Genomic DNA, 24,195 nt, shown 5'->3' with positions numbered 1-24,195 from the left:
CGGGCGGCAACTTCGCCCTGCTGCCGAACGGGGTGTTCTGGGTCAGGGGCAAGCAGGCGGGTGTCACGGAGACCCAGGCCTATCGCCGTGCGGACCTGCGGCCCACCTTTGCCAGCCAGTCCGGGCCACTGCTGGTCGAAAAGGGGCGGCTGCATCCGGCCTTCAACAAGAGCGGCACCAGCTTCAAGGTTCGCAGTGGCGTGGGCGTGTGCTCGGACGGGAGGGTGCGCTTCGTGGTGAGCGGTGCGCCCGTCAACTTCTACAGCTTCGCGGTGTTCTTCCGAGACACGCTGGGATGTCCGGACGCCCTCTATCTGGACGGCAGCATCAGCGCCTACGCGACGCCGCAGACCGATACGCAGTTTGCGGAGTTCGCCGGAATCTGGACCGTTAGCCGCTAAGCAGGCAAAAACCGCCCCCGAAGAGGCGGCCTACGAAGGTGCAAGAGGTCAGTTGGCGACAGTCAGGTTGACGGTGCTGAGGGGCTCGGCATTGGGGTTTTCCAGCGGACGCACCTCATAGGTCAATTCACCGGGACCGGGGCGGCTCTGGTAGCTCCAGCCGCAGGTGCTGTCGAGCGGAACCCGCTTGGTGCCCACGACCCGCTCGCCCCGGCGCACGGTCACAAGGTAGCCCTCGCCCGCACCCACCCCGCCGAAGCGGAAAGGCTCGCTCACCGTCTGGCCGTCGGAGATGCTGAGGCTGTAGGACTCGTCGCAGGTGGCGGCGCTGGCGGTGGGATCGGCGGCGGCTACAGTCACCGTCACGCTGGAGAGTTCGGTGCCCGCCTCGTCCTGCACGGCGTAGGTGTGGGCACCCTCGGCGGGGCTGGGCACGTCAAGGCTCCAGGTACCGTCGTCCGCGACCGTGACGGTGCCGAGGCTGGTGCCGTCTTCCAGAATCTGCACGCTCTGGCCGGGCTCACCCGTGCCGCTCAGCGTGAAGCCCCCGGCCGGGAGTTCGGCGTCGGCCGCAGGCTCGGCAATGGCGAAGGCGGCTGCGGGTTCGGTCGGCTCCGTCGCCGTGGTGTCGGTTGCATCACCTGTGGCCGCAGCAGCAGGAGGCGTGGCTGGGGTTTGCGTCGCCGGAGTTCCGGCGGCTGGGCGGGAGGGCGCAGTCGTCGCGCCCGACGCACCAGTTCCGCCACTCGGCTGAGTGGCCGGGATGGTGGTCTCGCTGGCTTCATCCTGCGCTGGGCTCTCCGCCGCTGCGCTGTCGCCGTCGGCGGCGCCCGTACCCGCGCCCGTCGTGGCCGCAGCATCCTTCACGACATTCACTCTGAACTGGCTCTGGGTGCCATCGGAGCCTTCCACGGTGTAGACGTGTTCCCCGAGGGTGGGGGCAGGAAGTTGAGCCTGCCAGTTGCCCGCGTCGTCCACCGTCGCGGTGGCGACCTCCTGACCCTGGTCAGAGACGGTGAGGGTGATGCCGGGCGCGGCGGTGCCGCTCATCTCGAAGGGTTCGGCGGGGAGATTGGCCCCGGCGGTGGGGTTGGTCACGAGGATGCTCTCGCCGTCGCCGGGCGCGGCCGCCGCCCCGTCCACGACGTTGACCTTGAACTGGCTCTGGGTGCCGTCCGAGCCTTCCACCGTGTAGGTGTGCTCGCCGGGCGTGGGCGCCGGAATCTGGGCTTCCCAGTTGCCCGCGTCGTCCACGGTGGAGGTGGCGACCTCATCCCCCTCGTCGGAGATGGTGAGGGTCACGCCGGGAGCCGCCGTCCCGCTCATGACGAAAGGTTCGGCGGGCAGGTCGGCGTCCGAGGTCGGGTTGGTGACCAGGATGCTCTCGCCATCGCCCTGGGTCGCGGCGGGGGCGCTGGCGGTCGTGGGTTCGCGGTCATTCTGCTGGGTCAGCCAGCAGCCGCCCAGGCCCAGCACCAGCAGCAGGGGAATCAGCCACCAGGGAAAGCCACCGCGCCGCCGGGTCTGGGTGACGGTGGTCGTGCTGGTCGTCGTGCTGGTGGCGGGAGCGGGGGCAGGCCGGGGCGCAGGAGCAGCCCGCACCTGGGGAGTCGCTGCCACGACGGTGGGCGGATTCAGCAGAGCGGAGAGGCCCGACATGCCCGGTGGGATCAGCCCCGGCAGCAGGCCTGGCAGGTCACCCATCACCCGGCTGAGGCCTGCCGCATTGGTGCCACTGACCCGAGCCTCGCGGCCCAGCAGCCCCAACACCACGGGGGCGAGGAGCGCCAGCAGTTTTCCGGCACTGGCCCCCGAGCCGCCCACCGCCGAGCCAAGGCGCCCAGTCACGGCGTCGGCGGAGCCGAACAGGTGCGTGACGAGCGGACGGCCCTGCCCCTCCAGCCGGGTGACCTCGGCGGGATCGCTGGGGAGACTCCCGGCGGCCAATCCCTCAAGATCGCGGCTGCGGTTCAGGAGGTCGGCGGCTCCGGCCTCGTCCTGCCCCTTGCGGGCGATGGCGGCGAGGAGGACGGGGAGGGAGGCGGCCGCCGCACGACCCGCCGTGCTGGAGGTGAATCCGGCGGCGCGGCCCAGCGCCTCGCCCGACGACCCGCCCAGGTGACCGCGCAGGGTTTCGAGCAGCCCGGCAGCGGTCAGCCCAGCGGCGATGGGGGCCGTTCCCGTGCTTCCCACCGTGGCCGTTCCCACCAGATCGCCGGGCCGCAGGCCCCGCCCCGCGAGCAGGCTCAGCAGGAGAGGCAGGGCAAGCTGGAGCAGGCGGGTGGCGCCCGCCGAATCCGCCGAGCCGAGCCGAGCCGCGATGGACGGCAGCGGCTCGCGCAGCACGTTCGCGGAAAGCACCTCGCCCGCCTGCATCAGCTCGGAGGCGCCGCCGGGGGCCGACAGGGCCGCGTCCACGCTGGGAAAGTTGGGGATGGCTGCGTAAGCTTGGTCAATGGCAGCCCGGCCTTCCAGTGTGCGGTCGGTGTCGGCCAGCGCCTGCACGAGCAGGGGGAGGCCGCCTTCCAGCACGCGGCCGGAGTCGGCGGGGGACAGCCCGGCGATCTCGCCCAGAGCGGGCGTCGCGGGGCCGAAAAAGGAAACGAGCGGATCATTCACGGTCATGCAGGCTCCTGGGCAGACAGGGAAGGGGCGTGGGAAACTGCCGCCCACTGGGGCGGCCCGGCTCAACGTACCCCAGCGCCGCAGCCGCGCCCTGACCGTCACCATGACCTTTTCCTAAGACAAAGAGGGAAGGCCGGGTGGCCCTCCCCCTCTTCCCCGCTGGCCTTACGCGTCCAGCGCCGGGTCCACCCCGTCCCGCGCCCGCTCCACCAGGGTCAGGATGTCGTAGGTGGCGACGAGTTCCTCGTTCTGGTTGGTGATCTCGGCCCGCCACTCGACCACGCCGGTCGGCCGGGTTTCGCCGGGGCGCAGGTCCTTGCGAATCTTGCGCTTGCAGGTCAAGCGGGTGCGGATAGTGTCGCCGATGCCCACCGGCGTGATGAAGCGCAGGTTCTCCAACCCGTAGTTCGCCAGCACCAGCCCCGGCGCGGCGGAGACGAACTGCCCGGCGGCGGCCGAGATCAAGAAGTAACCGTGCGCCACCCGCTTCCCGAAGATGCCCTCCTTCGCGCCGATCTCGTCCACATGGGCGTAGAAGTGGTCCCCGGTCAGGCCCGCGAAGTTCACGATGTCCGCCTCGGTGACGGTGCGGCGGTGGGTCAGCAGGCTGTCGCCGACCTGAATCTCGTCGAAGGACTTACGGAAAGGATGCACCACGTCCTCGCGCACCTCGGCGCCGGGGACGTACTCGCGGGTCACGGCGGCCAGCGTGGTGGGGTCGGCCTGCACCGCCACCTTGTTCATGTGGTGCTTGATGCCTGCTGCGCCCGCGAGTTCCTCGCCGCCCCCCGCGCGACCGGGGCCACCGTGCTTAAGCTGGGGCAGGGGGCTGCCGTGCCCGGTGTTCTCCCTGGCGTTGTCGCGGTTAAGGACCAGCAGGCGGCCGTGGGTGCTCGCCAGGCCCATCACCAGCTCGGTCGCCTCGGTGCGGTCGTGGGTGATGATGCTCCCGGCGAGGCTGCCCCGGCCCATCCGGGCGAGCCGCACCGCGTCGTCCAGCGTGTCGTAGGGCAGCAGGGTCGCCACCGGGCCGAAGGCTTCGAGCTCGTGCGGGCCACGGGCGGTCAGGGGCGAGTTGCACAGCAGCACGGTGGGGTCGAGGAAAGCGCCCTTCTCGCGGTCGCCGCCCAGCAGGTCGCGTTCCTCGCCGCCGATCACCACGCGGGCCTCCTCGCGCAGGGCCTCCAGGGTGGCCTGCACCCGCTCACGCTGGGCGGTGCTCACGAGGGCGCCCATCCGCACGTCGTCGCGGGCGGGGTCGCCCACGGTAACCTTGCCGAGTTCCTTGCGGAGGGCCTCGACGACGGCCTCCACCCGGTCGCGGGGCACCAGGGCGCGGCGGATGGCGGTGCACTTCTGCCCGGCCTTTCCAGTGATCTCGCGGGCGACTTCTTTGATGTAGAGGGCGAACTCGGGATCCTCCGGGCGCACGGTCAGGCCCAGCACGGAGGCGTTCAGGCTGTCGGCCTCGGTCACGAAGGGCACGTTGCGGGCGACGATGTTCGGGTGGACCTTGAGCTTTTGCGCCGTCGCCGCCGAGCCCGTGAAGGCCACCATGTCCTGTTCCTCCAGGTGGTCCAGCAGGTCGCCGGGGTCGCCCGTCACGAGTTGCAGCGCCCCTTCGGGCAGCAGGCCCGACGCCACGATGTCGCGCACCACCCGTTCGGTGAGGTAGGCCGTCTGCGGGGCGGGCTTGACGAGGCTGGGCATCCCCGCGATGAAGGCAGGGGCGAGTTTTTCCAGCATTCCCCAGACCGGGAAGTTGTAGGCGTTGATCTGCACCGCCACCCCGTCGCGCGGCACCAGGATGTGGCGGCCCACAAAGGTGCCCCCCTTGCCGAGCTGCTCCACCTTGCCGTCGGGCAGGAAGCGCTCGTCGGGCAGCTCGCGGCGGGCGAGGCTGGCGTAGGAGAACAGGGTGCCGATGCCGCCCTCGATATCCACCCACCCGTCGCGGCGGGTCGCGCCGGTCAGCAGGTTGAGGGTGTAGTAGTCCTCCTTGCGCTCCATCAGATACGTCGCCAGCGCCCGCAGCGCCCGCGCCCGCGCGTGGAAGGTCAGTTTGCGGATGGCCGGGCCACCCACGTCGCGCCCGTAAGCGAGCGCCTGCGCGAAATCCACCCCCTCGGAGGAGATGATGGCGACGGGGCGGCCGTAGATGGCATCTACCAGTGTTTCGCCGTCGGGGTTGGCGTGCCAGGTGCCGTACACGTAGGAGGCCGGGCGGAGGAGGTCAGGGGTGGGAAGGGTGGTCATGAATGCTCCTTGGATGGGGAGGCTGGCCGGGCGGAAGGAACCCAAAGGGCGTACAAACCTCCCAGCCAAAATAGGGTGACGAGCCCCACCGTCCACAGGATGCCTCGTGGAAACTCCGCACGGGTCATTGAGAGCTGAGGTTGGTCGGGATCGTAGAGAACTTCTACGGGCGAGCCAATGTCTATTACGGGGGAATCCTGACGAAGTTCGCGCCTGCGGCATAGGGAGTTTGCACCACTCAAGCCCTCTATGCCGACTGCACCTCCGTCCCTGGTGCCTTCATATGTCCGTTCGCCCACTTCGTAGACGTACCGAAGACGACAATCCCGAAGTCGCTTGCCACCCTGAAAGGGGTCATAGTCCAACTGGAGGACGCGGCCCTCAGTACTCTGATATGAGTTCGCCGCGAAGAACCGAACCGTGTAGCTGACAAAGGTAAATAGGGTCGAGATCCCAAAAATTGAAATAAATAGAGTCCAGAACAGGCGAGCCAACACAGCAGCTTCAGTCTATTCCAGAACACTCTGCTGCACGGATCGGAATTGGCGCCTCAAACGCTCTTAAATCCCTCAAACGGCTCCTTGCAGCTATCGCACACGTACAGCCGCTTGCACAGCGTCGGACCGAAGCTGCCGGTCATTCGCACGTTGAAGCTGCTGCACCGGGGGCAACGGGTCGGTTCAATGTCGAGGGTGATCAGGGGCGAGTCGCCCGCTGGAGCCGGGGGCGCGATCCCGTACTGGCGCAGGCGTTCGCGGGCGTCGGGCTGAATCCAGTCGGTCGTCCAGGGGGGCGTGAGGGTACTCCTCACCTCCACGTCCTGCACGCCCAGCGCCCGCACCGCCTCCCCAATGGAGTCGCGGATGACGTGCAGGGCCGGGCAGCCGGAGAAGGTGGGCGTGAAGGTCACGCTGACCCGCCCGCCGTCCACCGTCACGTCCCGGACCATGCCCATGTCGGTCACGGAGACGACGGGAATCTCAGGGTCGGGCACGGTGGCGAGCGCGGTCCAGACCTGTTCGGGGGTGACGGTGGAGGTCGTCATGGCTTCACCACACCTCGGCGTTCGGCACCGCGCGGGCCACGCTCTGCATCTCGGCGAGCAGTGGGGCAAGGTGCTCGGTGTGCGTGTCGCGTCCGGCTCCCGCGTCGGCGGGCGCATCGGGCAGCGTCAGGCCGCACTTTCCGGTCAGGTGGGGCAGCACGAAGCTTTCCCAACTGCCGCGCAGCTTCTCCAGATCGGGGACGATGCGAGCCGTCACCAACTCGGCCTCGCCGGGCACGGGCTGGAAGAGTTGCGCGGCGTAGGGCCACAGCTCGTCCAGCGCGGCCTGGGTGCGGCGGCGGCTTTCGTCGGTGCCCAGGGCCAGTCGCTCCACCCACAGGGCCGTGTGCTGGAGGTGGAACTTCTCCTCGCGCAGCGCCTTGGCCGCGACCTCGGCCAGCGGCGCGTAACTGCTCGTGCGGGCCGCTTCCAGCCACAGCGCCTCGTAGGTGTCGAAGAGGAACTGACGCAGCATGGTCAAGGCCCAATCGCCCTTCGGCAACTCCACAAAGCGGGCAGAGCGGTACTCGGCGGCATCCCGAAAGAAGGCGAGCTGGTCGGCGTCCGAGCCGTCTAACGCCCGCCGCAGCTCCAGATACAGCCCGGCGTGCCCCAGCTCGTCCTGCGCGATGTTCGCCAGCGCGATGTCCTCTTCCAATATGGGCGCGTGCCCGGTCCACTCGCCGTCCCGGTGCGCCAGAACGATCTCGTCGTCCGCGAGAGCGGTGAGCTTCTCGATCAGCGCGGCCCGAAGCTCCGGAGCAAGGTCCTGCTGGCCGCTGGCTGCTGGCTGCTGGCTGCTCACCGTCATTCCTGCACCCCTTCCTTCGCGCGGCCAGGAATCAGGCCCTCGCGCTTGAGTTCCCCGATGTGGCGGCCGATCACGCCGTAAAACTGCTGCTGCTTGTAGGTCTTTTCCTTCGCGGGGGCGAACCAGCTTTCCACCGTTCCGGGGTCCTCATCGGTGCGGACGACCGCGCTTTCAGGGAGGACCAGCCACGTCAACGCGTCGGGATGCCCCTCCCGCGCCTGCCGCAGCGCGTCGCCGGGGCCGCTCGCCTCCAGGGTCCCCACGAGGTCCACGAAGGTCATGGAGCGCTTGTGCGTGCGCTTGAGGCCCACGTGGTAGGTGCCCGCCTCGCCGGGGGTGTCCAGCACCTCAGGGTGGGCGGCGAGTTCCTCGGGGGTGGCGGTCAGGATGTCGGCCTCGCGCACGGTCCAGAGGCTCACGGCGGCGGGGCGGCGCACGAAGACGTTGCGGGCGGTCACCAGCGCATGCTGCGGGTCACCTGCGTGGACACTGCCCACCGCCTGGTGGGGGCGGTTAGGGGCGTCCTGCTTGAAGACCTCCCAGCGGGGCCACTGAGTGTCGGCAGGCGCGGTCATCAGTCCGCCGCCTGCGCCACTTGCCGCGCGGCGTAGACCTCCAGCGCCTCGCGCACCCACGCGCCGTCCTCGTGCGCCTCGCGGCGGGCGCCAAGGCGCTCCCGGTTCAGGCCCTGCTGCCCCTTCACGACCGCCCAGAACTCGTCCCAGTTGATCGGGCCGTGCTTCCAGTTGCCGTCGGCGTCCTGATGCAGGTCGGGGTCGGGGATGGTCAGTCCGGCTTCCAGCAGTTCGGGGGCGTGCTCGTTGATGAACTCCTGGCGGACCTCGTCGTTCGTCTTGAGCTTGATGCCCCACTTGCTCAGCGCCCCGGTGTTGGGGCTATCGGCGTCGTGCGGCCCCAACATCATCAGGGCAGGCCACCACCAGCGGTTCAGGGCGTCCTGCGCCATCTGGCGCTGCTCGGGCGTGCCCCCCGCGTAGGTGACGATCATCTCCTTGCCCTGCTTGTGGTGAAAGGTCTCTTCCGAGCAGATGCGCACCATTGCCCGGCTGTAGGGGCCGTAGGAGCAGCCCGCCAGCATGGTCTGGTTCTTGATCGCCGCGCCGTCCACCAGCCAGCCGATCATGCCCACGTCGGCCCAGGTGTGCGTCGGGTAGTTGAAGATGGACGAGTACTTGGCCCGGCCCGACAGCAGCGCGTCCAGCATCTCCTCGCGGCTGATGCCCAGCGTCTCGGCGGCGTGGTAGAGGTACTGCCCGTGCCCCGCCTCGTCCTGCACCTTGGCGATCAGGATGGTCTTGCGCTTGAGGGACGGCGCCCGCGTGATCCACTCGCCCTCGGGCAGCATCCCGACCACTTCCGAGTGCGCGTGCTGCGAGATCATGCGAATCAGTTGGCGGCGGTACTCGGCGGGCATCCAGTCGCCAGGCTCAATCTTCTCACCACGGGCGATGCGGGCATTGAAGGCGGCGTGCTGTTCGGCGGTCTCGGCGGGCGTCAGGGTCTGGGTCATGGCGGGCTCCTCCTGGGTCGGGACAACTTGCCTAACGAGCGTTTGTTAGATAGTACAGGATAGCAGCCTCGGCCACCTTCCCTGGCTCACAAAGTGAAGAGGGAAATCAGGGCTGGAGGTCGCCCTCGGGCGCGTCCGCGAGGGCTTGCAGGGCCGGGCGCAGGGCGGGCAACTCCACCCGCGCCGTGTGCCAGACCAGCCGGGGGTCCACCCCGAAATAGTCGTGCGCGAGGAGATTGCGGATGTCGCGCAGTCGGGGCCAGGGCACCTCGGGGGTGCGGTCCTGCACGCTCTGGGGGATGTACTTGGTGCCCTCGCCCAACCGCAGCAGGTTGGCGAGGACGGCGTCCTGGGTGCGCTCGTCGGCCAGAAAGGTGGTAAGGCTGTGGCCGCCCGTGTACGCGGTCACGCGGTCCACCGCCCGCAGCAGATCGTGGACCCGCCAGCGCCAGCCTTTGCCCCGGTGCGAGTGGGGCGGCGGGTCCGGCACGGCCAGCACGTCCACCGCGTCGGCCAGAATCTCGCTGCGCAGGGCGGGGTGCAGGCCGCCTTCGGTGAGCACGTCCACCCGGCGGCCCAGCAGGTCCTCGAAGACGGCTTTTGCCCGCATCAGGCCCAGCAGGCCGACCTCCTCCCCGAAGTCCAGCAGCAGGTCAATGTCGGCCGACGAATCCGCTTCACCCCGCGCGACCGAGCCGAAAACGCGCACGCGGGAGACGCCCGCCGCCCGCCACGCAGTCTCGCCGTCGCGCAAGACAGTTGCGATGGTGGGGAGGCGCAGGTCGGGAAAGAGGCTGGGGGGCGGCGCGGCCATGCCCGGCAGGATAGGGCGGGGCCGTGTCAGGATGCCTGCGGAATGATCGTCGCTATCGGCCATGACCTGATCGAGATCGAGCGCATCCGGGGCCTGCTCGCGCGGGAGGGGCGGCGGGCCGAGAAGCTGTTCGCCCCGTGCGAGTTGGCCTATTGCGCCGGACACGCCGATCCCGCCCCCAGCCTAGCGGCCCGATTTGCGGCCAAGGAGGCCTTTCAGAAGGTCTGGCCGCGCCCACACGGCTGGCGCGACGTGTGGGTCGAGCGCGAGCCCACGCCGGAGGGTCCCTTTCCCTTCGCGCGGCCGGTGCTGGGCTTCGCGCCGGAGATCGCGGCGGAGTTGGAGACGCGGGGGTGGGTCGCGCACCTGACACTGACGCATACGAAGGAACATGCGTCGGCGGTGGTGGTGCTGGAGGAGAGAGTCGCCAGTCGCCAGTCGCCAGTCGCCAGAGGGGGCGGAAGCTAAGCGCCGTCCAGCGCCCGCCGCAGTCCCTCGGGGTCACGGGTGCCCAGGGTCAGGATGCGGCCGGAACGGAGATGGAGGCGCACAGCCCGGCCGCTGGTCACGTAATAGGTTTCCTCGCCACTGAAAGCCATCTTGTAGCCAACGGGCCACGCGAAAAAACCCACACGCACTCCCTCCGTTCGCCCGATCTCATGGAGAGGGACCTCCCGCCACTTTCCCCTGCGAGTCGTGCGAAAGCGCAGGCATTCCCCGTCCACCTCGGTCTCCAGCGCGAGGGGCAGCCAGCGGGGCCAGGCAGGTTGACGCTCGTGAAAGGCCACGTCCGAGCCTACCCCGCCCACCCCCGCACCCCCTCCACCCCGGTGAGTTGCTCGCTGAGGCGCACGCCGTCCAGCAGATGCGCCCGCAGCACGTCAGGAAGCCAGGGGAGGCAATCCGGCGGCAGAGCGTCAGGGGCGAACCAGCCCACCTCAGAAGTCTTGTCGAGGGGGAGCGGCTCGCCCTCCCAGGTGTCAGCCAGGAAGAGGAAATCCACGCCCGCGACTGGACCGCCCAGCCCCACGATGTCGTAGCGGGACACGCCCAACGAACGCAGCGCGGCCGGGTCCAGCCGCAGACCAACCTCCTCACGGGCCTCGCGGGTCACGGCGTCCAGCAGGCCCTCGCCGGGTTCCACCGCGCCGCCGGGCAGGTTCCACAGGCCGTCCGCGAAGGTCGTCCCCGACCGCCGCCCCAGCAGCACCCGGCCCGAGGCGTCCCGCACGATCAACCACACCACGAGAGTTAACACCGCGCCACTCTAGCCGCTGCGCTATGCTGCCTCCGCGTCACCGGGGGTGCCCTGCTGCAATCGGCACGGGCTGAGATCACACCCCAGGAACCTGAACCGGGTCATTCCGGCGGAGGGAGCGTGACGGAGCTGGCCCCCACACGGGGCACGGCTCCTCGGCTTCCCCTCGTGACGCGAGGGGGATTTTTTATGCGTAAGACACTGCTGCTCGGCCTGCTGCTCGCGGGCACCGCCCACGCCCAGACCACCCTGACGGTGATCACCCACGACTCTTTCGACGTGGACAAGAAGCTGGTGGCCCAGTTCGAGCAGGCGAACAAGGCCCGCGTGCGCTTTGTGCGGGGTGGGGACACAGGAGAACTCCTCAATCGCCTGATCCTGACCCGCCGCGCCCCCATTGCCGACGTGGTGTACGGCCTGGACAACTCCATGCTGCCCCGCGCGAAGGCGGCCGGGATTCTGGAGGCGTACCGTTCACCCGCGCTGGCGAAAGTGCCCGCCGCCTACCGTCTGGACGAGGCGGGGCTGCTGAACACGGTGGACTACGGCCTGGTGGCCCTGAACTACGACCGGGCGGCGTGGGCGAAGACGGGCCTGCCCCTGCCCCGCAGCCTGGACGATCTGAAGAAGCCCCAGTACGCCCGCCTGACGGTGGTGCCCTCGCCCGCGACGAGCAGCCCCGGCCTCGCCTTCCTGCTCGCCACCGTGAACCACTACGGCGAGGCGGGCGCGTGGGCATGGTGGAGAGAAGCCCGCGCGAACGGCATGAAGGTCGTGCGCGGCTGGTCAGACGCCTACAACAAGGACTTCAGCAAGAACGGCGGTAAATACCCCATCGTTCTGAGCTACGCGAGCAGCCCCGCCGCCGAGGTCTATTACGCCGACGGCTACGACCCCAAAAAGCCGCCCGCCCAGGCCCCCACCGCCAACCTGTTCCTGCCGGGCAGCACCTTCCTGCAACTGGAGGGCGTGGGCGTCCTACAGGGGAGCAAGCAGCCCGCGCTGGCCCGCAAGTTCGTGGACTTCATGCTGTCAGGCGGCGTGCAGGCCGACATTCCCACCCGGATGTGGATATACCCGGCCGTGAGCGGCACCAAACTGGACCCCGTCTTCCGCTTTGCCGAGAAGCCCGAGGTCAAGCCTGTGAAGTCCAGCGTGACGGCCAATCCGCAGCGGCTGGTAGACGCGTGGGTGACGCAGGTGCTGCGGGCGAGGTGAGAGGGGAGCGGTCAGCTTTGAGCGGTCAGCCGTCAGGCGGGGTGGGCTTGGCCCCCTCCCGCTTCTGTGCAGCAGGGCGGGCGGCCAACGCTTCAGCCTCCCAAAACCGCCCACCGTGGACGGCCGATCAACCCGAGCGACCGACTCTCGCACCGCCTTCACCACGTCGGCTCGCGCAGCGAGACGGTGGCCGCGAGCAGCACGCACCAAGATCAAACATTCCACGCCGAGTGAGTCGACCACCAGCGCACCGGACGAAGGCCCTGCCTAGCGCAGCGCCGCTCCCCCCTTCCCTCTGGGGAGGGGGGCTGGGGGGAGGGGCAAGCCGAATCAAGGTGCCCAGCCCCCCATCCCATGACCCCTGCCCCCCGAACCGGCTGGCTCCTCGCCCTCCCCCCCCTCCTCTTCTTGACTCTGCTGCTGGCTCTACCCCTCACCCGCACCCTAGCCGAGGGGGGCGTCAACCTGAGCGTCTGGCAGGACCCCTACTTCCTGGGCCGCCTGTCATGGACGCTGGCCCAGGCGAGCGCGTCGGCTTTGATCGCCCTGCTGATCGGGGCTCCTCTTGCCTATCTCCTCTCGCGATACACGGTTCCCGGTAAGGCCCTGCTGCTGCGTCTCCTGCTCCTGCCCTTCGTGACGCCAACGCTGGTAGCGGTGCTCGGCCTCTCGGCGCTGCTGGGACCGCAGGGGTGGGTGAGCCGTCCGCTGGGTCTGGACCTGGAGGAGACGCCCGCGCTGCTCATCCTGGGGAACCTCTTTTTTAACCTGCCCGTGATGGTCAGGCTGGCCTACGCGGGCTTCTCGCGCGTGTCGCCGGGGCTGGTCGGAGCGGCGCGGACCCTGGGAGCATCGGGCGGGCGGGCAGCGTGGACGGTGGCGCTGCCGCTGGCGTTGCCGGGGCTGCTGGCTGGAGCCATTCTGGTGTTCCTGTACTCGGCGCTGAGCTTCGGGTTGCCGCTGGCGCTGGGGGGCGAGCGGTACGCCACACTGGAGGTGGAGATCTACACGCTGACGGCCTACCAGTTCCGGCTCCCAGAGGCGAGTGCGCTGATCGCCGGACAACTCGCGCTGACGCTGGGGGCGACGTGGGCGTATGTGGCCCTGCTGCGCGGCGGGACGGGCGTGCCCGCGAGCGGCCTGCCCCCGGCGCGGGGCGCGGCGGCGGCAGGACTGTGGAGCCTCGTGACGTTGGTGGTCCTGCTCTGCTTCGGGCCGCTGCTCGCCGTCGTGGCGCGGGGACTCTTGGGGTCGGCCGGGCCGACGCTGGCGTACTGGCAGGGCATCCTGGCCGACCCGGAGACGCCGCTGCTGGTGGGCAACACGCTGCGCTTCGGGCTGTTCGGGCTGGTAGGGGCCGTGCTGCTGGGTGGACTGCACGCGCTGGGGGCGTGGCGGGCACGGTCGCGCTTCCTCGACCTGCTGTCCCTGCTGCCGCTAATGGTGTCCCCCGTGAGTCTGGCGGTAGGCTACCTGCTGGCGTATCCGGCGCTGTCGGCTACCCTGCCGCTGTTGATCGCGGCGTACACGCTGCTGGGCTTTCCGCTGGTGACGCGCAGCCTGCTTCCGGCGTTGCGGGCGCTGCCGCTTCGCCTGACCGAGGCCGCCCGCACCCTGGGCGCCCGGCCCCTCGGGGCGCACCGTACGGTCACGCTTCCGCTCACTCTTCCGGCATTGCGGGGCGGTGCGGCGCTGGCACTCGCAACCGTACTGGGCGAGTTCGGAGCGACGCTGGTGCTGACCCGCCCGGAGTGGGCGACCCTCAGCGTGGGCCTCTATGACCGCCTGGGCCGCCCCGGTGAACGCAATCTGGGCGAAGCGTGTGCGCTGGCGACGGTGCTGCTGCTGCTCGCGGCGGGAGCCTTCACATTGCTGGACGGCGGGGAGGGGGAGGTGACGTGAGCCAGAATGCCGGGGTGTTTTCCGCCCTCTCCCTCCAGAGCCTCTCCAAACGCTACGGCCCCACCCTGGCCGCCGAGGAAGTCTCCCTGACCGTCGGCGCGGGCGAAACCGTCGCGCTGCTGGGGCCGAGCGGCTGTGGCAAGAGCACGGTGCTGCGCTGCGTGGCGGGACTGGAGCGCGTAGATGCGGGCCGGGTGGAGATCGGCGGGCGGGACGTGACCCCCCTGCCGCCGGAGGCGCGGCACGTCGGGCTGGTCTTTCAGGACTACGCCCTGTTCCCGCACCTGAGCGTGCTCGGAAACGTCGCCTACGGTCCCCGGATACGGGGGGCACGGCGGGCAGAGGCCGAGGGGCGGGCGCGGGAAGCCCTGGCGCTCGTGGGGTTGGAGAGCTTGGCGGACCGCAAGCCCGCGCAACTCTCCGGCGGGCAGGCGCAGCGGGTGGCCCTTGCACGGGCGGTGGCGACCGGCTCTCCCCTGCTGCTGCTCGACGAGCCGCTGAGCAATCTGGACGAGCAACTCCGGGCGCGGCTGCGCTCTGATCTGAAGGACCTGTTCGGCCAGGTCGGCGCGGGCGTGCTGCTCGTCACCCACGACCAGCGGGAAGCGTTGGCGCTGGCGGCACGGGTGGCCGTCATGCGGGCTGGACGGTTGGTGCAGGTGGGGGGGGCACAGCAGGTCTTCGCCCGGCCCGCGACCGCGTGGGTGGCGGCCTTCCTGGGGCACGCGAATGTGCTGGCCGCTCCGGGTGGCATGGCGCGGCTGGTCCCGGAGGACGCGGTCCGACTGGGCGAGGGTGCCCCCCTCCCCGTCACCGCGCACCAGCCCACCGACACCGGGGCCGAGGTCACGGTCGCGCACCCCCTCGGCCCCCTCACCCTGCACCTCAGTCCTCGGGAGGCAGCGGGCATCGAAGAAGGTCGCCTCAGGCTGAGTGTGGACGATCAGAGGGTCTTGATCCTGCCAGATGACCGGGGGGGTCTGTGACCGCCTGGATTCTGGTCGGCGGACGACTCGTTTCAACGCCTGCCCTGGCCGCCCTCCCCCGCCCCGACCTCGTGGTGGCGGCCGACGGTGGAGCACGGCACGCGGCGGTGCTGAGAGTGCCTATCGACGTGTGGGTGGGCGACTTCGACTCGTCGAAAGGCTTAGAGGTGGACGCCCCGCGCGAGGTCCATCCCGCAGCCAAGGACGAGACGGACGCCGAACTCGCCGTGCGGGTGGCACGGGACCGGGGGGCCACCCAGCTCGTGTTCCTGGGGGCCTTCGGAGGCCGCTTCGACCACGCGGCGGCGCTGGCGCTCGGCGCGGTGCGGCTGGCGCGGGAGGGGCTGAAGGTCACCCTTCACAGCGGCGACGAGAGCGGGAATCCGCTGCTACCGGGTCAGGTCCTGAGCCTCGACCTTCCCCCCGGTGCCACCTTGAGCGTGCTCGCCCTAAGTGACCTTCGTGGCCTGACCCTGACCGGGGTGCGCTGGCCGCTCTCCGGGGCCGACGTGCCCTTGGGCAGCGGGTGGACCGTCAGCAACGAGGCCCTGGGGGGCGAGGTCCGGGTCAGCCTCGCCGCCGGGACGGGGCTGGTCACGGTCCTGCATCCGGGAGAAGGTCAGACCGCGCTCGCCCGGTAGGGCCGGTTCAGTCGGCGCTCCAACAGGGCGAACAGCCGCGCCGCCACGTTCGACAGCAGAAAGTAGATCAGCGCGACGGCGAGGTACAGCGGCACCGGCTGGTAGGTGATGGACACCAGCCCACGGGTGGTCAGCAGCAGCTCGGACACCGTGATCACGCTGGCGAGACTGGAATCCTTCAAGAGGCCGATGAACTGGTTCCCCAGCGCGGGCACGGCGGTGCGGGCCGCCTGTGGAATCAGCACCAGCCGCAGGATGTCCCAGGGCTTGAGGCCCAGCGCCCGTGCCGCTTCGGTCTGGCCCCGGTCCACGGCGTTCAGGCTGCCCCGGATGATCTCGGCGGCGTAGGCCCCAGCGAACAGGCTCAGGCCCAGCACCGCCGTGTTAAAGGCGGGCAGGGAAACACCCGTGATCTGCGGCAACGCGAAGAAAAGGAAAAAAAGCTGCACCAGCAGCGGTGTGCCGCGAAAGGTCTCGATATAGGCCCCCGCCAGCAGCCGCACGGGCGCGAGGCGCGACATCCGCCCCAGCCCGGCGATCAGACCCAGGATCAGGCCAAAGATGCTCGCCAGGACCGTGAGGGACAGCGTGAGCTGGGCGCCGCGCCACAGGGCCGCGAGCGCGTCGGGGGTGAACACGGTGGAGAGGGTGGACAGCATGGGCAGAACCTCCTCTATCGGTGGGGCCAGAAGAAGGGGCCGCACGGCTGATCCGCACGGCCCACTTCCGGCTGCCTGGTCTTGTACGGATTCCTTCCGATTCCTGAACAGGCGGGAGGGCACCGCCTGTTCATCCATCTCCCGAAATCCGTCGTTGTTCCTGCTCCCTTTGGTCGGATTCCCGGGTGTCGTCCACACCCGTCCATCGGAATCCGTCTTACTTTGCGGGCACCGTGATGTCGGAGCCGAGGTACTTGAGGCTCAGGCGCTTCATCGTGCCGTCGGCCCGCATGGAGGCCATCGCCTTTTCCACAGCGGCCTTGAGCTGCGGCTGGTTCTTGCCCAGCGTGATGTAGGGGTTGTCCTGCAACAGCACCGGCCCGGCCAGCTTGAGCTTCTGCCCGTTCTTGATGGCGACGCTGCCCACCGTGCGGGTGGTGATCATCCCGGCGGCGCGGCCCGCGTTCAGCGCCAGGAAAATCTCCTGCTCGCCGCTGTAGGTCACGACGTTGGTGTACTTGCGGTCGCGCAGGAACTTCTCGAAGACGGTGCCCTGGGCCACCGCGACGGGCTTGCCGCCCAACCCCGCGAGGCTGCGGGCCGACGAGTTGGCGGGCACCACCAGTTGCAGACCGTCGTAGTAGTACGGGCGGCTCAGGAAGTCCACTGCCCGCTCGCGCTCGGGCGTCTTGCTCTGGGAGGCGACGGCGATGTCGAACTGCCCGGCCTGCAACCCCGCGATGATGGAGGGGAACTCGGCCTTGATCAGCCGGGCACGGACGCCGAGCCGCTTGGCAATTTCACGCGCGACGTCGGCGTCGAAGCCGGTCAGCGAGCCGTCGGGCGCGGGCTGCGAGAAGGGCGGGTACTCGCCGCTCATCACGACGCGCAGTTCGCCGCGCTTGCGGACATCGGCGAGTTCGGCGTGGGCCACCGAAGTGGCGGCGAGGGCGAGGGTGGACAGCAGCAGCAGACGGGATTTCAACATGGTATTCTCCTGACCCTGGGTGATGAAAGAGGGCAAACGGGACCCACGCTACCCCGTCTGCCCCCCGATTGCCGAGAAGGGTTTCTTAAGTTGGTACGAGAGGCTACAGGTCAGGGCCTGAGACTCAGGGCGTTGCTGGGCACGCCTCCACACCTGCACGGGTCTTGCGGGTGAAGCGGCAGCCGTAGGTGGGGCTCGCCACAGTCGCTGCCGTCAGCACGTCGTCCCCGGCGGGCTTCACGCCCGTGCGCTCCCAGGCCACGAGGTCGTTAAAGGCCTCGACGAGTTCCGCCCCGTCGAACTCGCAGTGGCCCGCCGCGCGGATGGCCCGCTGCACGAGCCGGTCGCCGTTGCCGTTCGCCTGCGCCGCCTGGCGGTAGAGCTGCTGGTGCCGGAAGGGCACGTAGAAGTCGCCCAGCGTGTGCAGGGTCAGCACGGGCACGCTGAATTCACCGTTCACGGCGGGCAGCCAGCGCAGGCCGCCGGGCCGAGCGACGTTGGCGGCGGGGTCGGCCCGCACGCGCAGAATCACGTCGTTGAAGGTTTTCTCGGCGGCGGTGGGAGCGGCGTCGCTCGTCCAGCGGTAGACCCGGCCCTCGTTGCCGTAGAGGTTGCGGGTCAGGATGCCATTCACGGTGCCGTCCGAGCCGCCCGTGCTGAACACCGCGTTCTGCGTTCCGGCGAGGCGGAACCCCAGCTCGAAAACCGGGCGGTCCCCGCCGGTCAGGCGGCGGGCGATCTCGCGCAGGCGGGCACCCTGGCCCTCGTTCTCGGTCCAGGTCGGTCCCTCGGTCTCGGTGAAGAGGGCCTGCTTGATCGCGGGCAGCAGCTCCTGGTAGTTGCTCTGGGGGAAGGTGCGCGGCCCCAGCCCGGCGAGCTGCGCGGCGGCGAGCGTGTAGTCGCCCAGCCACTGGAACTCGTATTCCTCGTCCATCACCCCGCACAGGGGGAGGGCGGCGGCGTAGTTGACTCGGCTCTTGGCCGTCGCCAGCGTCTCCTTTTCCACGGCGGCGGCCGTGATGTGCCCGCCCATCGAGACGCCCATGATCAGGTACTTGCTCGGCTTAGCATGCTTGTTGCCGGTCAGGCGCTCGAAGGCCAGCGCGAGCGCGTTGGTGTCCTCCACCCCCGCCTGCACGTCGTAGTAGTTGCCCGAGTAGCTGCTCGCGGCCCAGGCGTAGCCCTGCGCGAGCAGGTAGGACCGCAGGGGCGGCGGGTCCACGGTGAGGTTGGCGCCCTCGCCCCGGTAGCCGTGCGCGTACATGACCAGCGTGCCGTTCCAGTTCGCCGGAACCTCGATCTGGTAGGCCGCCTCGCCCCGCAGGCCCGCGTAGGTGCCCTGGTAGAGGGCCGCACCGGGTACGGAGGCGAGCGTCGGCGTAACGGCCTTGAAGGTGCGGCCCGCCTGGGTGGGCACCTCCGTCACGGGGGGCCGGACCTGGGTGCAACTGCCCAGCAGCAGGCTGGCGGCGAGAAACACGGGCACAGGGGAACGGAAGAGCGTCATGGAACCTCCGAAAAAGGGGGAGCCGTCCGGCAACCACGCAGGGGACCGGGGAGAGGCGAAGCGCATTGTGAAGAGAAGCCCCTCCAGTTAAGGGCACGCGCCGGGGCCTGTCAATGTGGGCGGGAACCGCTCGCCCGCCGCGCCCGTATGGGGGTCATATGACGAGACGTGGACCTGGACTGGGCTGCCTGGGCTGTGGCGGCGGCAGCTTGCTCGTGCTGGTGGTGTTGGGCGCCCTCGCGTGGTTCCTGGTGATTCAACCCGCCCGGACCTTTCTGGCGTCGTGGCAGGGGGCGGGGACAGCCACCACCCAGCCGCAGACCCCGCCGCCCTCCTCGGGCGGGACGGGCATCGACGTGCCCACCCTGCCGGGGCCGAACGGGACGGCGACCACCCCGCCGACCCAGACGCCCGACACGGCGACCCAGCCCGCGCCCCCGGCAGGAGCGCCGCTGACCGCGCAGGATGTGCAGCGCTTCCTGGCCGTGAGGCAGGACGTGCAGGCCGCGCTGGGCGACAGCTTCACGCAGCTTCAGCAGGTCTGGACCGATATTCAGCAGGGGCAGTCGCCCAACATCCTGACGCTGGCGCAGGTGCTGGGGCGCGTCAGCGGGAGCGTGGGCGCGGCCCGCACCGCCCAGACGCAGGCGCTGACCCGTGAGGGCCTCAGCCCCGAGCGCTACGCCCAGATTCGCGGCGCGGTGAACCGGGCGCTGGGCGTGCCCGATATCGACTTCGCCCAAGCGGCTGAAGCCCTACGCTCGGGCCGCCTGCCCGACCTGGGGACGACCGTGCAGACGGCGACGCCCGAGGAACGCGCCCTGGTCGCCCCCTACCGGGCGGAGCTGACGCAGACGGCGGCGCTGGGACTGCTGGGGCTGTAAACCTTTGCTCCAGCAAGTGGAGATGCCCTGGCCCCGGCCGGGGCACTTTCCTTTTGGCAAGCTCAGCTCCTTTCGGCAGGCTCAGCACGGATTACTGACGGGCCTTCCCCACACCCCGTAAGGTAGGCCCATGACCACCGACTCCCTTCCTTCCACCGCCCGGTCGGAGGCGCTGTTCGCCCGCGCCCGCGCCGTGACCCCCGGCGGCGTGAACAGCCCGGTGCGGGCCTTTAAGAGCGTGGGCGGCACTCCCCGCTTTATCCGGGAAGCCCACGGCGCCTACCTCACCGACGCGGACGGCACCCGCTATCTCGACTACATCGGCTCGTGGGGGCCGATGATCCTGGGGCACGACCATCCCGCCGTGCGGGAGGCCATCGCCTCGGCGCTCGCGGGCGGCACGTCCTTCGGCGCTCCCGGCGAGCGCGAGGTGCAACTGGCGGAAACCGTCACCCGCATCACCGGGGTGGACCGCGTGCGCTTCGTGAACAGCGGGACGGAAGCCACCATGAGCGCCCTGCGGCTGGCGCGGGGCTTTACCCGGCGCAAGTTCATCCTCAAGTTCCGGGGCAATTACCACGGCCACGCCGACGGCCTGCTGGTGGAAGCTGGAAGCGGGCTGATGACGAACGCGGCGGGCGCCCTGGGGCAGGCGGCGCCCAGCAGCGCGGGCGTGCCGGAGGAGTACGCGGCCCTCACGCTGGTGAGCGAGTACAACGACCCGGCGGCGCTGGAAGCGCTGATGGCCGAGCGCGGGCACGAGATCGCCGGGGTCATCTTCGAGCCGGTGGTGGGCAATGCCGGGGTGCTGATTCCCACGCCGGAGTTCCTGGCGGCGCTGCACCGGGTGCGGGAGCACGGCGTCCTCCTGATCGCGGACGAGGTGATGACGGGCTTCCGCCTCTCGCTGCGGGGGGCGACGGGTCGGCTGGGCCTGTCCCCCGACCTGATCTGCTGGGGCAAGATCATCGGTGGCGGGCTGCCGGTGGGCGCCTATGGCGGTCGGGCCGACGTGATGGACTTCGTGTCCCCGCAGGGGCCGGTGTACCAGGCCGGGACGCTGAGCGGCAATCCCCTCGCGATGGCGGCGGGCCTCGCCACCCTGGAGGTGTTGGAGGGTGACCCCAGCATCTACGAGCGGCTGGAAGCGTACACGACTGCCCTCGCGGACGGCCTGCGTTCGGCCGCACGCGAGGCGGGCGTGCCCCTCAGCGTGAACCACATCGGCTCGATGCTGACAGCTTTCCATCAGGACGCGCCCGACGGGTCCATCCGCACCTATGCGGACGCGGCCCGCAGCGACACGGCGGCCTTCGCCACTTGGTTCCAGGCCCTGCTGGGCCGGGGCATCTACTGGGCGCCCTCGCAGTTTGAGAGCATCTTCGTGAGCGCCGCCCACACCGACCACGACCTGAACGCCACGCTGAACGCCGCCCGCGCCGCCTACGCCGGGCTGGGGAGGACTGCATGACCCTGCTGGAAAGCACCCCCGACGTGATTCGCGTCCTGACCGAGAACCGGGTGATCGCCGTGGTCGGCTTTCACCCCGACCCGATGAAGCCCGCCCACTACGTGCCCGAATACATGTACCGCCAGGGCTACACGGTGATTCCGGTGAACCCGGCGCTGGCCGCACGGGGCGAGAGCTACTTCGGGCACAAGGCGGTCGCCACCCTCGCGGAGATTGGGACCCCGGTGGATGTGGTGGAGGTCTTTCGCCGCAGCGACAAGGTGCATCAGCATCTGGACGACATCCTCGCCATGCAGCCCCTCCCCCGCGTGGTCTGGCTGCAACTCGGCATCCGCGACGACGCGACGGCGCGGGCACTGACCGAACAGGGCATCGACGTGATTCAGGACCGCTGCATGCTGGCGGACCACCGGGCGCTGCTGTAGGAAGCCGTCAGGGGTCGGTTCCCGGCAGATCGGGGCGGGGGCCGACCCCTACAGCCACACCACCTCCACCTCCTCGCCTACCTGCACGCCCGGCCCCTCCGGAATGACCACCAGCACGTCCGCCTCGCCCAGCGAGCGCAGCACGCCGCTGCCCTGCTGCCCGTAATCGCGGACCTCGCCGCCCGACACGACGCCGCGCCAGAAGGCTGTCTTGTCGGGCAGGCCCTTGAAGGCCGTCCCGGCCCGCAGCCGCAGCGTCCGCAGGGGCTGGCCGGTCAGCACGGGCCGCACGATGACCCCGAAGACGACGAGGCTGCTCACCGGGTTGCCGGGCAGCCCGAAGACCGGGAGGCCCCCCCAGCGTCCCAGCAGGGCGGGACCACCGGGCCGCATCCGTACCTTCCAGAAGACGACCTCGCCGCGCTCGATCAGCAGGTCGCGCATGAAGTCGTACCGGCCCATGCTGACGCCCCCGCTGGTGAGCAGCAGGTCGGCGCCCCCCGCTGCCGCCAGGGACCCCGCCAGCGCGTCGGGGCTGTCGGGGGCGTGGCCGAGGTTGAGCACGTCGCAGCCGCACTCTTCCAGCAGGGCCGCGAGGCCATAGCGGTTGCTGTCGTAGACCTGGCCGGGCAGCAGGGCCTCGCCCGGTTCACGCACCTCGTCCCCGGTGGAGAGCAGGGCCACGCGCAGGCGGCGGCGCACCGGCACCTCGGCGTGCCCCAGCGCCGCCGCGAGTGCGACGCGGGCGGGCGTGAGGAGGGCTCCGGCCCGCAGCACCACCTCACCTGCCCGGAAGTCCCCCCCCTCGGGCCGCACGTCGCCAGGGCTGGCAGGGCGGCGCAGGAGGACGTGCTCGGGGCCATCCTCCGCCAGTTGCTCCACCGGGCAGATCGCGTCCGCGCCCGGTGGCAACGGCGCCCCGGTGTAGATGCGGACACACTCACCCGGCCCCGCGGTCCCCGCGAAGGGCAGCCCCGCACGGCTCTCTCCCACGACCCGCAGGCGTGCGGGGGCGTCCGGGCTGGCCCCCAACGTGTCGGCCTCCCGCGCGGCGATGCCGTCCAGCGCACTCTCGGTCGCGCTGGGGTGACTCACGCGGGCGGCGAGGTCGGCGGCGAGGAGGCGGCCCCGCGCTCCGGCCAGGGGGACCAGCTCGGTGCCGGGGTCGGGGAGCAGGGCCGCGAGGCTCTGCCGGGCCTCGGCCACACCGACGTGCATGGGAAAGGTCGGGCGGGTCATGGGGGCAGCATAGGGCGGCGAAGGAGCGGGGCCAGAGCGACGGGGTAGACTCCGGGGGCAAGTCCGCGCTTCCGGCCCGCCTATTTCCCCGAATGGAGACTCCCATGAACATTACCCAGGACAAGGTTGTCGAGATCGACTACGTGCTCAAGGTGGACGGCGAGGTCGTCGACGCCAGCGAAGGCGGCGAGCCGCTGACCTACCTGCACGGCCACAACAACATCATCCCCGGCCTGGAGCGGGCGCTGGAAGGCAAGCGCCAGGGCGACAGCCTCCACGTGACCGTGCAGCCCGAAGACGGCTACGGCGCCCGCGACGAGGACAATGTCGAGACCCTCGACCGCGAGGACTTCGAGGACGACATCGAGGTCGGCGCGACCTACTACGCGCAGGCCGAAGACGGCTCGGTGCTGCCCTTCACCGTGCTCGCCGTCGAGGGCGAGACCGTGCAGGTGGACTTCAATGCTCCCCTCGCGGGCAAGGTGCTCGACTTTGACGTGACTGTGCGCGGCGTGCGCGACGCCACTGCCGAGGAACTGGAGCACGGGCACGCCCACACGCCGGGCATGCACGACGAGGAATAAGCTCTCAGCAGTCAGCTTTTAGCAAAGGAAACGCTCCAGCTTCGGGCCGGAGCGTTCCTTTTTGTGCGGAAAGCTGACCGCTGACGGCTCCTACACCCTCGCCGCCGCCCGCCCTGCCAGCACGTCCACCAGATGCGCCCGGTACTCGGGGCTGGCGAAGCGGTCCCCCAGGAGATTCGCCGCGTCCACCAACCCCTCTCCGGCGCGTTGGCCCGCGTTCAGGCGCTCTTCGAGGAGGGTCAGGCGCTCGGCCTTCTCCCCCGCCCCGGTGTAGGCGGCACGAATCTGCCCGTCCGCGTGGCGCACCACGGCCACGCCCGCAATCGCGTAGTGGCTGGCGGGGTGCTTGAACTTCTCGTAGGCGCCCCCCCGCACGGTCGCCGGGATGCGGATGTGGGTGAGCAGCTCGCCGGGCTGCACCGCACTTTCGAACATGCCCACGAACATCTCGTCGGCGGGGACCACGCGCTCACCGCCCAGGCCACGAATCACGAACTCTGTGCCGAGGGCCAGAGCCGCTGCCGGGTAGTCCGCGCTGGGGTCGGCGTGGGCGAGCGAGCCGCCGATGGTGCCCCGGTTGCGGACCATCGGGTCCCCGACCTCGTGGGCGACCTCGGGGAAAAGGGGCAGCTCCGAGCGCAAGACCTGCGCGTGGGTGGTCATCGCGCCCACCACAAAGGTGTCGCCCTCGCGCCGAATGCCCCGCAGTTCCTCCAGCCCGAACACGTCGAGCAGCGCGGGCGGTTGGGCCAGCCGCAGCCGCATGGCGGGCAACAGCGAGTGCCCCCCCGCGATCACCTTGAGGTCGGGATTCTCGGCCATCATCGTCAGGGCTTCCTGCACGCTGCTGGCGCGGTGGTAGTCGAAGTTGACTGGGTACATAGGCCTCCCTTTGGTCGGCGTCTCAGGGTCAAAGGGTCTAAGCGTCCAAGAAGGGCGGGAACGCTAAG

The 24,195-nt window shown here is 70.0% G+C and carries 25 protein-coding genes and 1 riboswitch (1 of these 26 running past the window's edge); of the genes, 10 read left to right on the top strand and 15 right to left on the bottom strand.

Annotated elements, in window-relative coordinates:
* On the top strand, positions 1 to 401 hold the 3' portion of the coding sequence (locus C3K08_RS02875; RefSeq protein WP_234009213.1) for a phosphodiester glycosidase family protein. Its footprint begins 292 nt before the window's first position; only the last 401 of its 693 coding nucleotides appear in the window; its start codon lies off the left edge, out of view; its stop codon occupies positions 399 to 401.
* Between the two features lie 48 nt (positions 402 to 449).
* On the opposite strand, the gene C3K08_RS18360 is transcribed toward C3K08_RS02875, so the two are convergent.
* From C3K08_RS18360 to C3K08_RS02835, 8 genes are all read right to left on the bottom strand, one after another.
* Entirely contained in the window at positions 450 to 3,026 is a 2,577-nt protein-coding gene (locus C3K08_RS18360) for a DUF937 domain-containing protein (RefSeq protein ID WP_158679821.1), read from the bottom strand.
* A gap of 165 nt (positions 3,027 to 3,191) precedes the next feature.
* A complete protein-coding gene (gene paaZ, locus C3K08_RS02865) occupies positions 3,192 to 5,282 on the bottom strand; it encodes a phenylacetic acid degradation bifunctional protein PaaZ (protein WP_104989954.1) in 2,091 nt (696 codons plus the stop codon).
* Positions 5,279 to 5,779, bottom strand: a complete 501-nt coding sequence (locus C3K08_RS18875; protein WP_104989953.1) for a DUF3592 domain-containing protein — start codon at positions 5,777 to 5,779, stop codon at positions 5,279 to 5,281. Before C3K08_RS18875 ends, paaZ begins: the two co-directional genes overlap by 4 nt.
* 53 nt (positions 5,780 to 5,832) lie before the next feature.
* Positions 5,833 to 6,327 carry a 1,2-phenylacetyl-CoA epoxidase subunit PaaD gene (paaD, locus tag C3K08_RS02855; protein ID WP_104989952.1) on the bottom strand — a complete coding sequence of 165 codons (495 nt, stop codon included), beginning with the start codon at positions 6,325 to 6,327 and terminating at the stop codon, positions 5,833 to 5,835.
* A 4-nt stretch (positions 6,328 to 6,331) separates the two neighbouring features.
* A complete protein-coding gene (paaC, locus tag C3K08_RS02850) occupies positions 6,332 to 7,138 on the bottom strand; it encodes a 1,2-phenylacetyl-CoA epoxidase subunit PaaC (RefSeq protein ID WP_104989951.1) in 807 nt (268 codons plus the stop codon).
* Positions 7,135 to 7,713 carry a phenylacetic acid degradation protein gene (locus tag C3K08_RS02845; protein ID WP_104989950.1) on the bottom strand — a complete coding sequence of 193 codons (579 nt, stop codon included), beginning with the start codon at positions 7,711 to 7,713 and terminating at the stop codon, positions 7,135 to 7,137. The genes paaC and C3K08_RS02845 overlap by 4 nt, the downstream gene beginning before the upstream one ends.
* Positions 7,713 to 8,669, bottom strand: coding sequence for a 1,2-phenylacetyl-CoA epoxidase subunit PaaA (paaA, locus tag C3K08_RS02840; protein WP_104989949.1), 957 nt, complete (start codon positions 8,667 to 8,669; stop codon positions 7,713 to 7,715). The genes C3K08_RS02845 and paaA overlap by 1 nt, the downstream gene beginning before the upstream one ends.
* Positions 8,670 to 8,775: 106 nt before the next feature.
* Entirely contained in the window at positions 8,776 to 9,483 is a 708-nt protein-coding gene (locus tag C3K08_RS02835; RefSeq protein WP_104989948.1) for a HepT-like ribonuclease domain-containing protein, read from the bottom strand.
* Positions 9,484 to 9,525: 42 nt separating this feature from the next.
* Between C3K08_RS02835 and C3K08_RS02830 the strand changes: the two genes are divergently transcribed.
* Positions 9,526 to 9,951, top strand: coding sequence for a 4'-phosphopantetheinyl transferase superfamily protein (locus C3K08_RS02830; RefSeq protein WP_104989947.1), 426 nt, complete (start codon positions 9,526 to 9,528; stop codon positions 9,949 to 9,951).
* Here C3K08_RS02830 and C3K08_RS02825 read toward each other — a convergent pair.
* Complete coding sequence (locus tag C3K08_RS02825; protein ID WP_199776974.1) at positions 9,948 to 10,271, bottom strand: hypothetical protein; 324 nt, start codon at positions 10,269 to 10,271, stop codon at positions 9,948 to 9,950. The two genes, C3K08_RS02830 and C3K08_RS02825, sit on opposite strands and share 4 nt — an antisense overlap.
* An 8-nt stretch (positions 10,272 to 10,279) precedes the next feature.
* A complete protein-coding gene (locus C3K08_RS02820; RefSeq protein ID WP_104989945.1) occupies positions 10,280 to 10,741 on the bottom strand; it encodes an NUDIX domain-containing protein in 462 nt (153 codons plus the stop codon).
* Positions 10,742 to 10,773: 32 nt separating this feature from the next.
* A riboswitch (TPP riboswitch) is annotated at positions 10,774 to 10,877 on the top strand.
* 53 nt (positions 10,878 to 10,930) lie between these two features.
* Here C3K08_RS02820 and C3K08_RS02815 point away from each other — a divergent pair.
* The 4 genes from C3K08_RS02815 to C3K08_RS02800 all read left to right on the top strand — a co-directional run bounded on the left by C3K08_RS02815 (position 10,931) and on the right by C3K08_RS02800 (position 15,488).
* On the top strand, positions 10,931 to 11,959 hold the full coding sequence (locus C3K08_RS02815; protein ID WP_104991880.1) for a thiamine ABC transporter substrate-binding protein: 1,029 nt from the start codon (positions 10,931 to 10,933) through the stop codon (positions 11,957 to 11,959).
* Between the two features lie 354 nt (positions 11,960 to 12,313).
* A complete protein-coding gene (locus C3K08_RS02810) occupies positions 12,314 to 13,861 on the top strand; it encodes an iron ABC transporter permease (RefSeq protein WP_104989944.1) in 1,548 nt (515 codons plus the stop codon).
* Complete coding sequence (locus tag C3K08_RS02805; protein WP_199776973.1) at positions 13,858 to 14,847, top strand: ABC transporter ATP-binding protein; 990 nt, start codon at positions 13,858 to 13,860, stop codon at positions 14,845 to 14,847. The genes C3K08_RS02810 and C3K08_RS02805 overlap by 4 nt, the downstream gene beginning before the upstream one ends.
* Complete coding sequence (locus C3K08_RS02800; protein WP_104989942.1) at positions 14,844 to 15,488, top strand: thiamine diphosphokinase; 645 nt, start codon at positions 14,844 to 14,846, stop codon at positions 15,486 to 15,488. Before C3K08_RS02805 ends, C3K08_RS02800 begins: the two co-directional genes overlap by 4 nt.
* Here the strand turns inward: C3K08_RS02800 and C3K08_RS02795 are convergent.
* The 3 genes from C3K08_RS02795 to C3K08_RS02785 form a co-directional block, all read right to left on the bottom strand.
* Entirely contained in the window at positions 15,467 to 16,147 is a 681-nt protein-coding gene (locus C3K08_RS02795) for an amino acid ABC transporter permease (protein ID WP_158679820.1), read from the bottom strand. The two genes, C3K08_RS02800 and C3K08_RS02795, sit on opposite strands and share 22 nt — an antisense overlap.
* 217 nt (positions 16,148 to 16,364) lie before the next feature.
* Positions 16,365 to 17,135, bottom strand: coding sequence for a transporter substrate-binding domain-containing protein (locus C3K08_RS02790; protein ID WP_158679819.1), 771 nt, complete (start codon positions 17,133 to 17,135; stop codon positions 16,365 to 16,367).
* A gap of 124 nt (positions 17,136 to 17,259) precedes the next feature.
* Positions 17,260 to 18,642 carry a S9 family peptidase gene (locus C3K08_RS02785; protein ID WP_104991879.1) on the bottom strand — a complete coding sequence of 461 codons (1,383 nt, stop codon included), beginning with the start codon at positions 18,640 to 18,642 and terminating at the stop codon, positions 17,260 to 17,262.
* 158 nt (positions 18,643 to 18,800) lie between these two features.
* Here C3K08_RS02785 and C3K08_RS02780 point away from each other — a divergent pair, with 158 nt between their 5' ends.
* From C3K08_RS02780 to C3K08_RS02770, 3 genes are all read left to right on the top strand, one after another.
* Positions 18,801 to 19,526: a hypothetical protein gene (locus C3K08_RS02780; RefSeq protein ID WP_104989939.1), complete on the top strand. Its 726-nt coding sequence runs from the start codon at positions 18,801 to 18,803 to the stop codon at positions 19,524 to 19,526.
* 130 nt (positions 19,527 to 19,656) lie between these two features.
* Positions 19,657 to 20,997, top strand: coding sequence for a glutamate-1-semialdehyde 2,1-aminomutase (gene hemL / locus C3K08_RS02775; RefSeq protein ID WP_104989938.1), 1,341 nt, complete (start codon positions 19,657 to 19,659; stop codon positions 20,995 to 20,997).
* Complete coding sequence (locus tag C3K08_RS02770; RefSeq protein WP_104989937.1) at positions 20,994 to 21,422, top strand: CoA-binding protein; 429 nt, start codon at positions 20,994 to 20,996, stop codon at positions 21,420 to 21,422. The genes hemL and C3K08_RS02770 overlap by 4 nt, the downstream gene beginning before the upstream one ends.
* A 48-nt stretch (positions 21,423 to 21,470) precedes the next feature.
* Here C3K08_RS02770 and glp read toward each other — a convergent pair whose 3' ends face one another.
* Positions 21,471 to 22,661: a gephyrin-like molybdotransferase Glp gene (glp, locus tag C3K08_RS02765; protein WP_104989936.1), complete on the bottom strand. Its 1,191-nt coding sequence runs from the start codon at positions 22,659 to 22,661 to the stop codon at positions 21,471 to 21,473.
* 104 nt (positions 22,662 to 22,765) lie between these two features.
* On the opposite strand from glp, the gene C3K08_RS02760 reads away from it, so the two are divergent.
* The gene (locus C3K08_RS02760) at positions 22,766 to 23,245 is read left to right on the top strand and encodes a peptidylprolyl isomerase (RefSeq protein WP_104989935.1); all 480 of its coding nucleotides are present in this window, start codon (positions 22,766 to 22,768) and stop codon (positions 23,243 to 23,245) included.
* A 90-nt stretch (positions 23,246 to 23,335) separates the two neighbouring features.
* On the opposite strand, the gene C3K08_RS02755 is transcribed toward C3K08_RS02760, so the two are convergent.
* Complete coding sequence (locus tag C3K08_RS02755; RefSeq protein ID WP_104989934.1) at positions 23,336 to 24,127, bottom strand: xanthine dehydrogenase family protein subunit M; 792 nt, start codon at positions 24,125 to 24,127, stop codon at positions 23,336 to 23,338.
* Between the last annotated feature and the right edge of the window lie 68 nt (positions 24,128 to 24,195).

Source organism: Deinococcus sp. NW-56, from assembly GCF_002953415.1.
GTDB lineage: Bacteria > Deinococcota > Deinococci > Deinococcales > Deinococcaceae > Deinococcus.
This window is presented reverse-complemented; position numbering and strand designations above follow the sequence as displayed.

Bases quoted from the DNA above. Each gene is read 5' to 3' on its own strand.
- C3K08_RS18360 (WP_158679821.1), bottom strand. From the start codon at position 3,026: ATGACCGTGAATGATCCGCTCGTTTCCTTTTTCGGCCCCGCGACGCCC.
- paaZ (WP_104989954.1), bottom strand. From the start codon at position 5,282: ATGACCACCCTTCCCACCCCTGACCTCCTCCGCCCGGCCTCCTACGTG.
- paaD (WP_104989952.1), bottom strand. From the start codon at position 6,327: ATGACGACCTCCACCGTCACCCCCGAACAGGTCTGGACCGCGCTCGCC.
- paaC (WP_104989951.1), bottom strand. From the start codon at position 7,138: ATGACGGTGAGCAGCCAGCAGCCAGCAGCCAGCGGCCAGCAGGACCTT.
- C3K08_RS02845 (WP_104989950.1), bottom strand. From the start codon at position 7,713: ATGACCGCGCCTGCCGACACTCAGTGGCCCCGCTGGGAGGTCTTCAAG.
- paaA (WP_104989949.1), bottom strand. From the start codon at position 8,669: ATGACCCAGACCCTGACGCCCGCCGAGACCGCCGAACAGCACGCCGCC.
- C3K08_RS02835 (WP_104989948.1), bottom strand. From the start codon at position 9,483: ATGGCCGCGCCGCCCCCCAGCCTCTTTCCCGACCTGCGCCTCCCCACC.
- C3K08_RS02830 (WP_104989947.1), top strand. From the start codon at position 9,526: ATGATCGTCGCTATCGGCCATGACCTGATCGAGATCGAGCGCATCCGG.
- C3K08_RS02815 (WP_104991880.1), top strand. From the start codon at position 10,931: ATGCGTAAGACACTGCTGCTCGGCCTGCTGCTCGCGGGCACCGCCCAC.
- C3K08_RS02810 (WP_104989944.1), top strand. From the start codon at position 12,314: ATGACCCCTGCCCCCCGAACCGGCTGGCTCCTCGCCCTCCCCCCCCTC.
- C3K08_RS02795 (WP_158679820.1), bottom strand. From the start codon at position 16,147: ATGCTGTCCACCCTCTCCACCGTGTTCACCCCCGACGCGCTCGCGGCC.
- C3K08_RS02790 (WP_158679819.1), bottom strand. From the start codon at position 17,135: ATGTTGAAATCCCGTCTGCTGCTGCTGTCCACCCTCGCCCTCGCCGCC.
- C3K08_RS02785 (WP_104991879.1), bottom strand. From the start codon at position 18,642: ATGACGCTCTTCCGTTCCCCTGTGCCCGTGTTTCTCGCCGCCAGCCTG.
- C3K08_RS02780 (WP_104989939.1), top strand. From the start codon at position 18,801: ATGACGAGACGTGGACCTGGACTGGGCTGCCTGGGCTGTGGCGGCGGC.
- hemL (WP_104989938.1), top strand. From the start codon at position 19,657: ATGACCACCGACTCCCTTCCTTCCACCGCCCGGTCGGAGGCGCTGTTC.
- C3K08_RS02770 (WP_104989937.1), top strand. From the start codon at position 20,994: ATGACCCTGCTGGAAAGCACCCCCGACGTGATTCGCGTCCTGACCGAG.
- glp (WP_104989936.1), bottom strand. From the start codon at position 22,661: ATGACCCGCCCGACCTTTCCCATGCACGTCGGTGTGGCCGAGGCCCGG.
- C3K08_RS02760 (WP_104989935.1), top strand. From the start codon at position 22,766: ATGAACATTACCCAGGACAAGGTTGTCGAGATCGACTACGTGCTCAAG.
- C3K08_RS02755 (WP_104989934.1), bottom strand. From the start codon at position 24,127: ATGTACCCAGTCAACTTCGACTACCACCGCGCCAGCAGCGTGCAGGAA.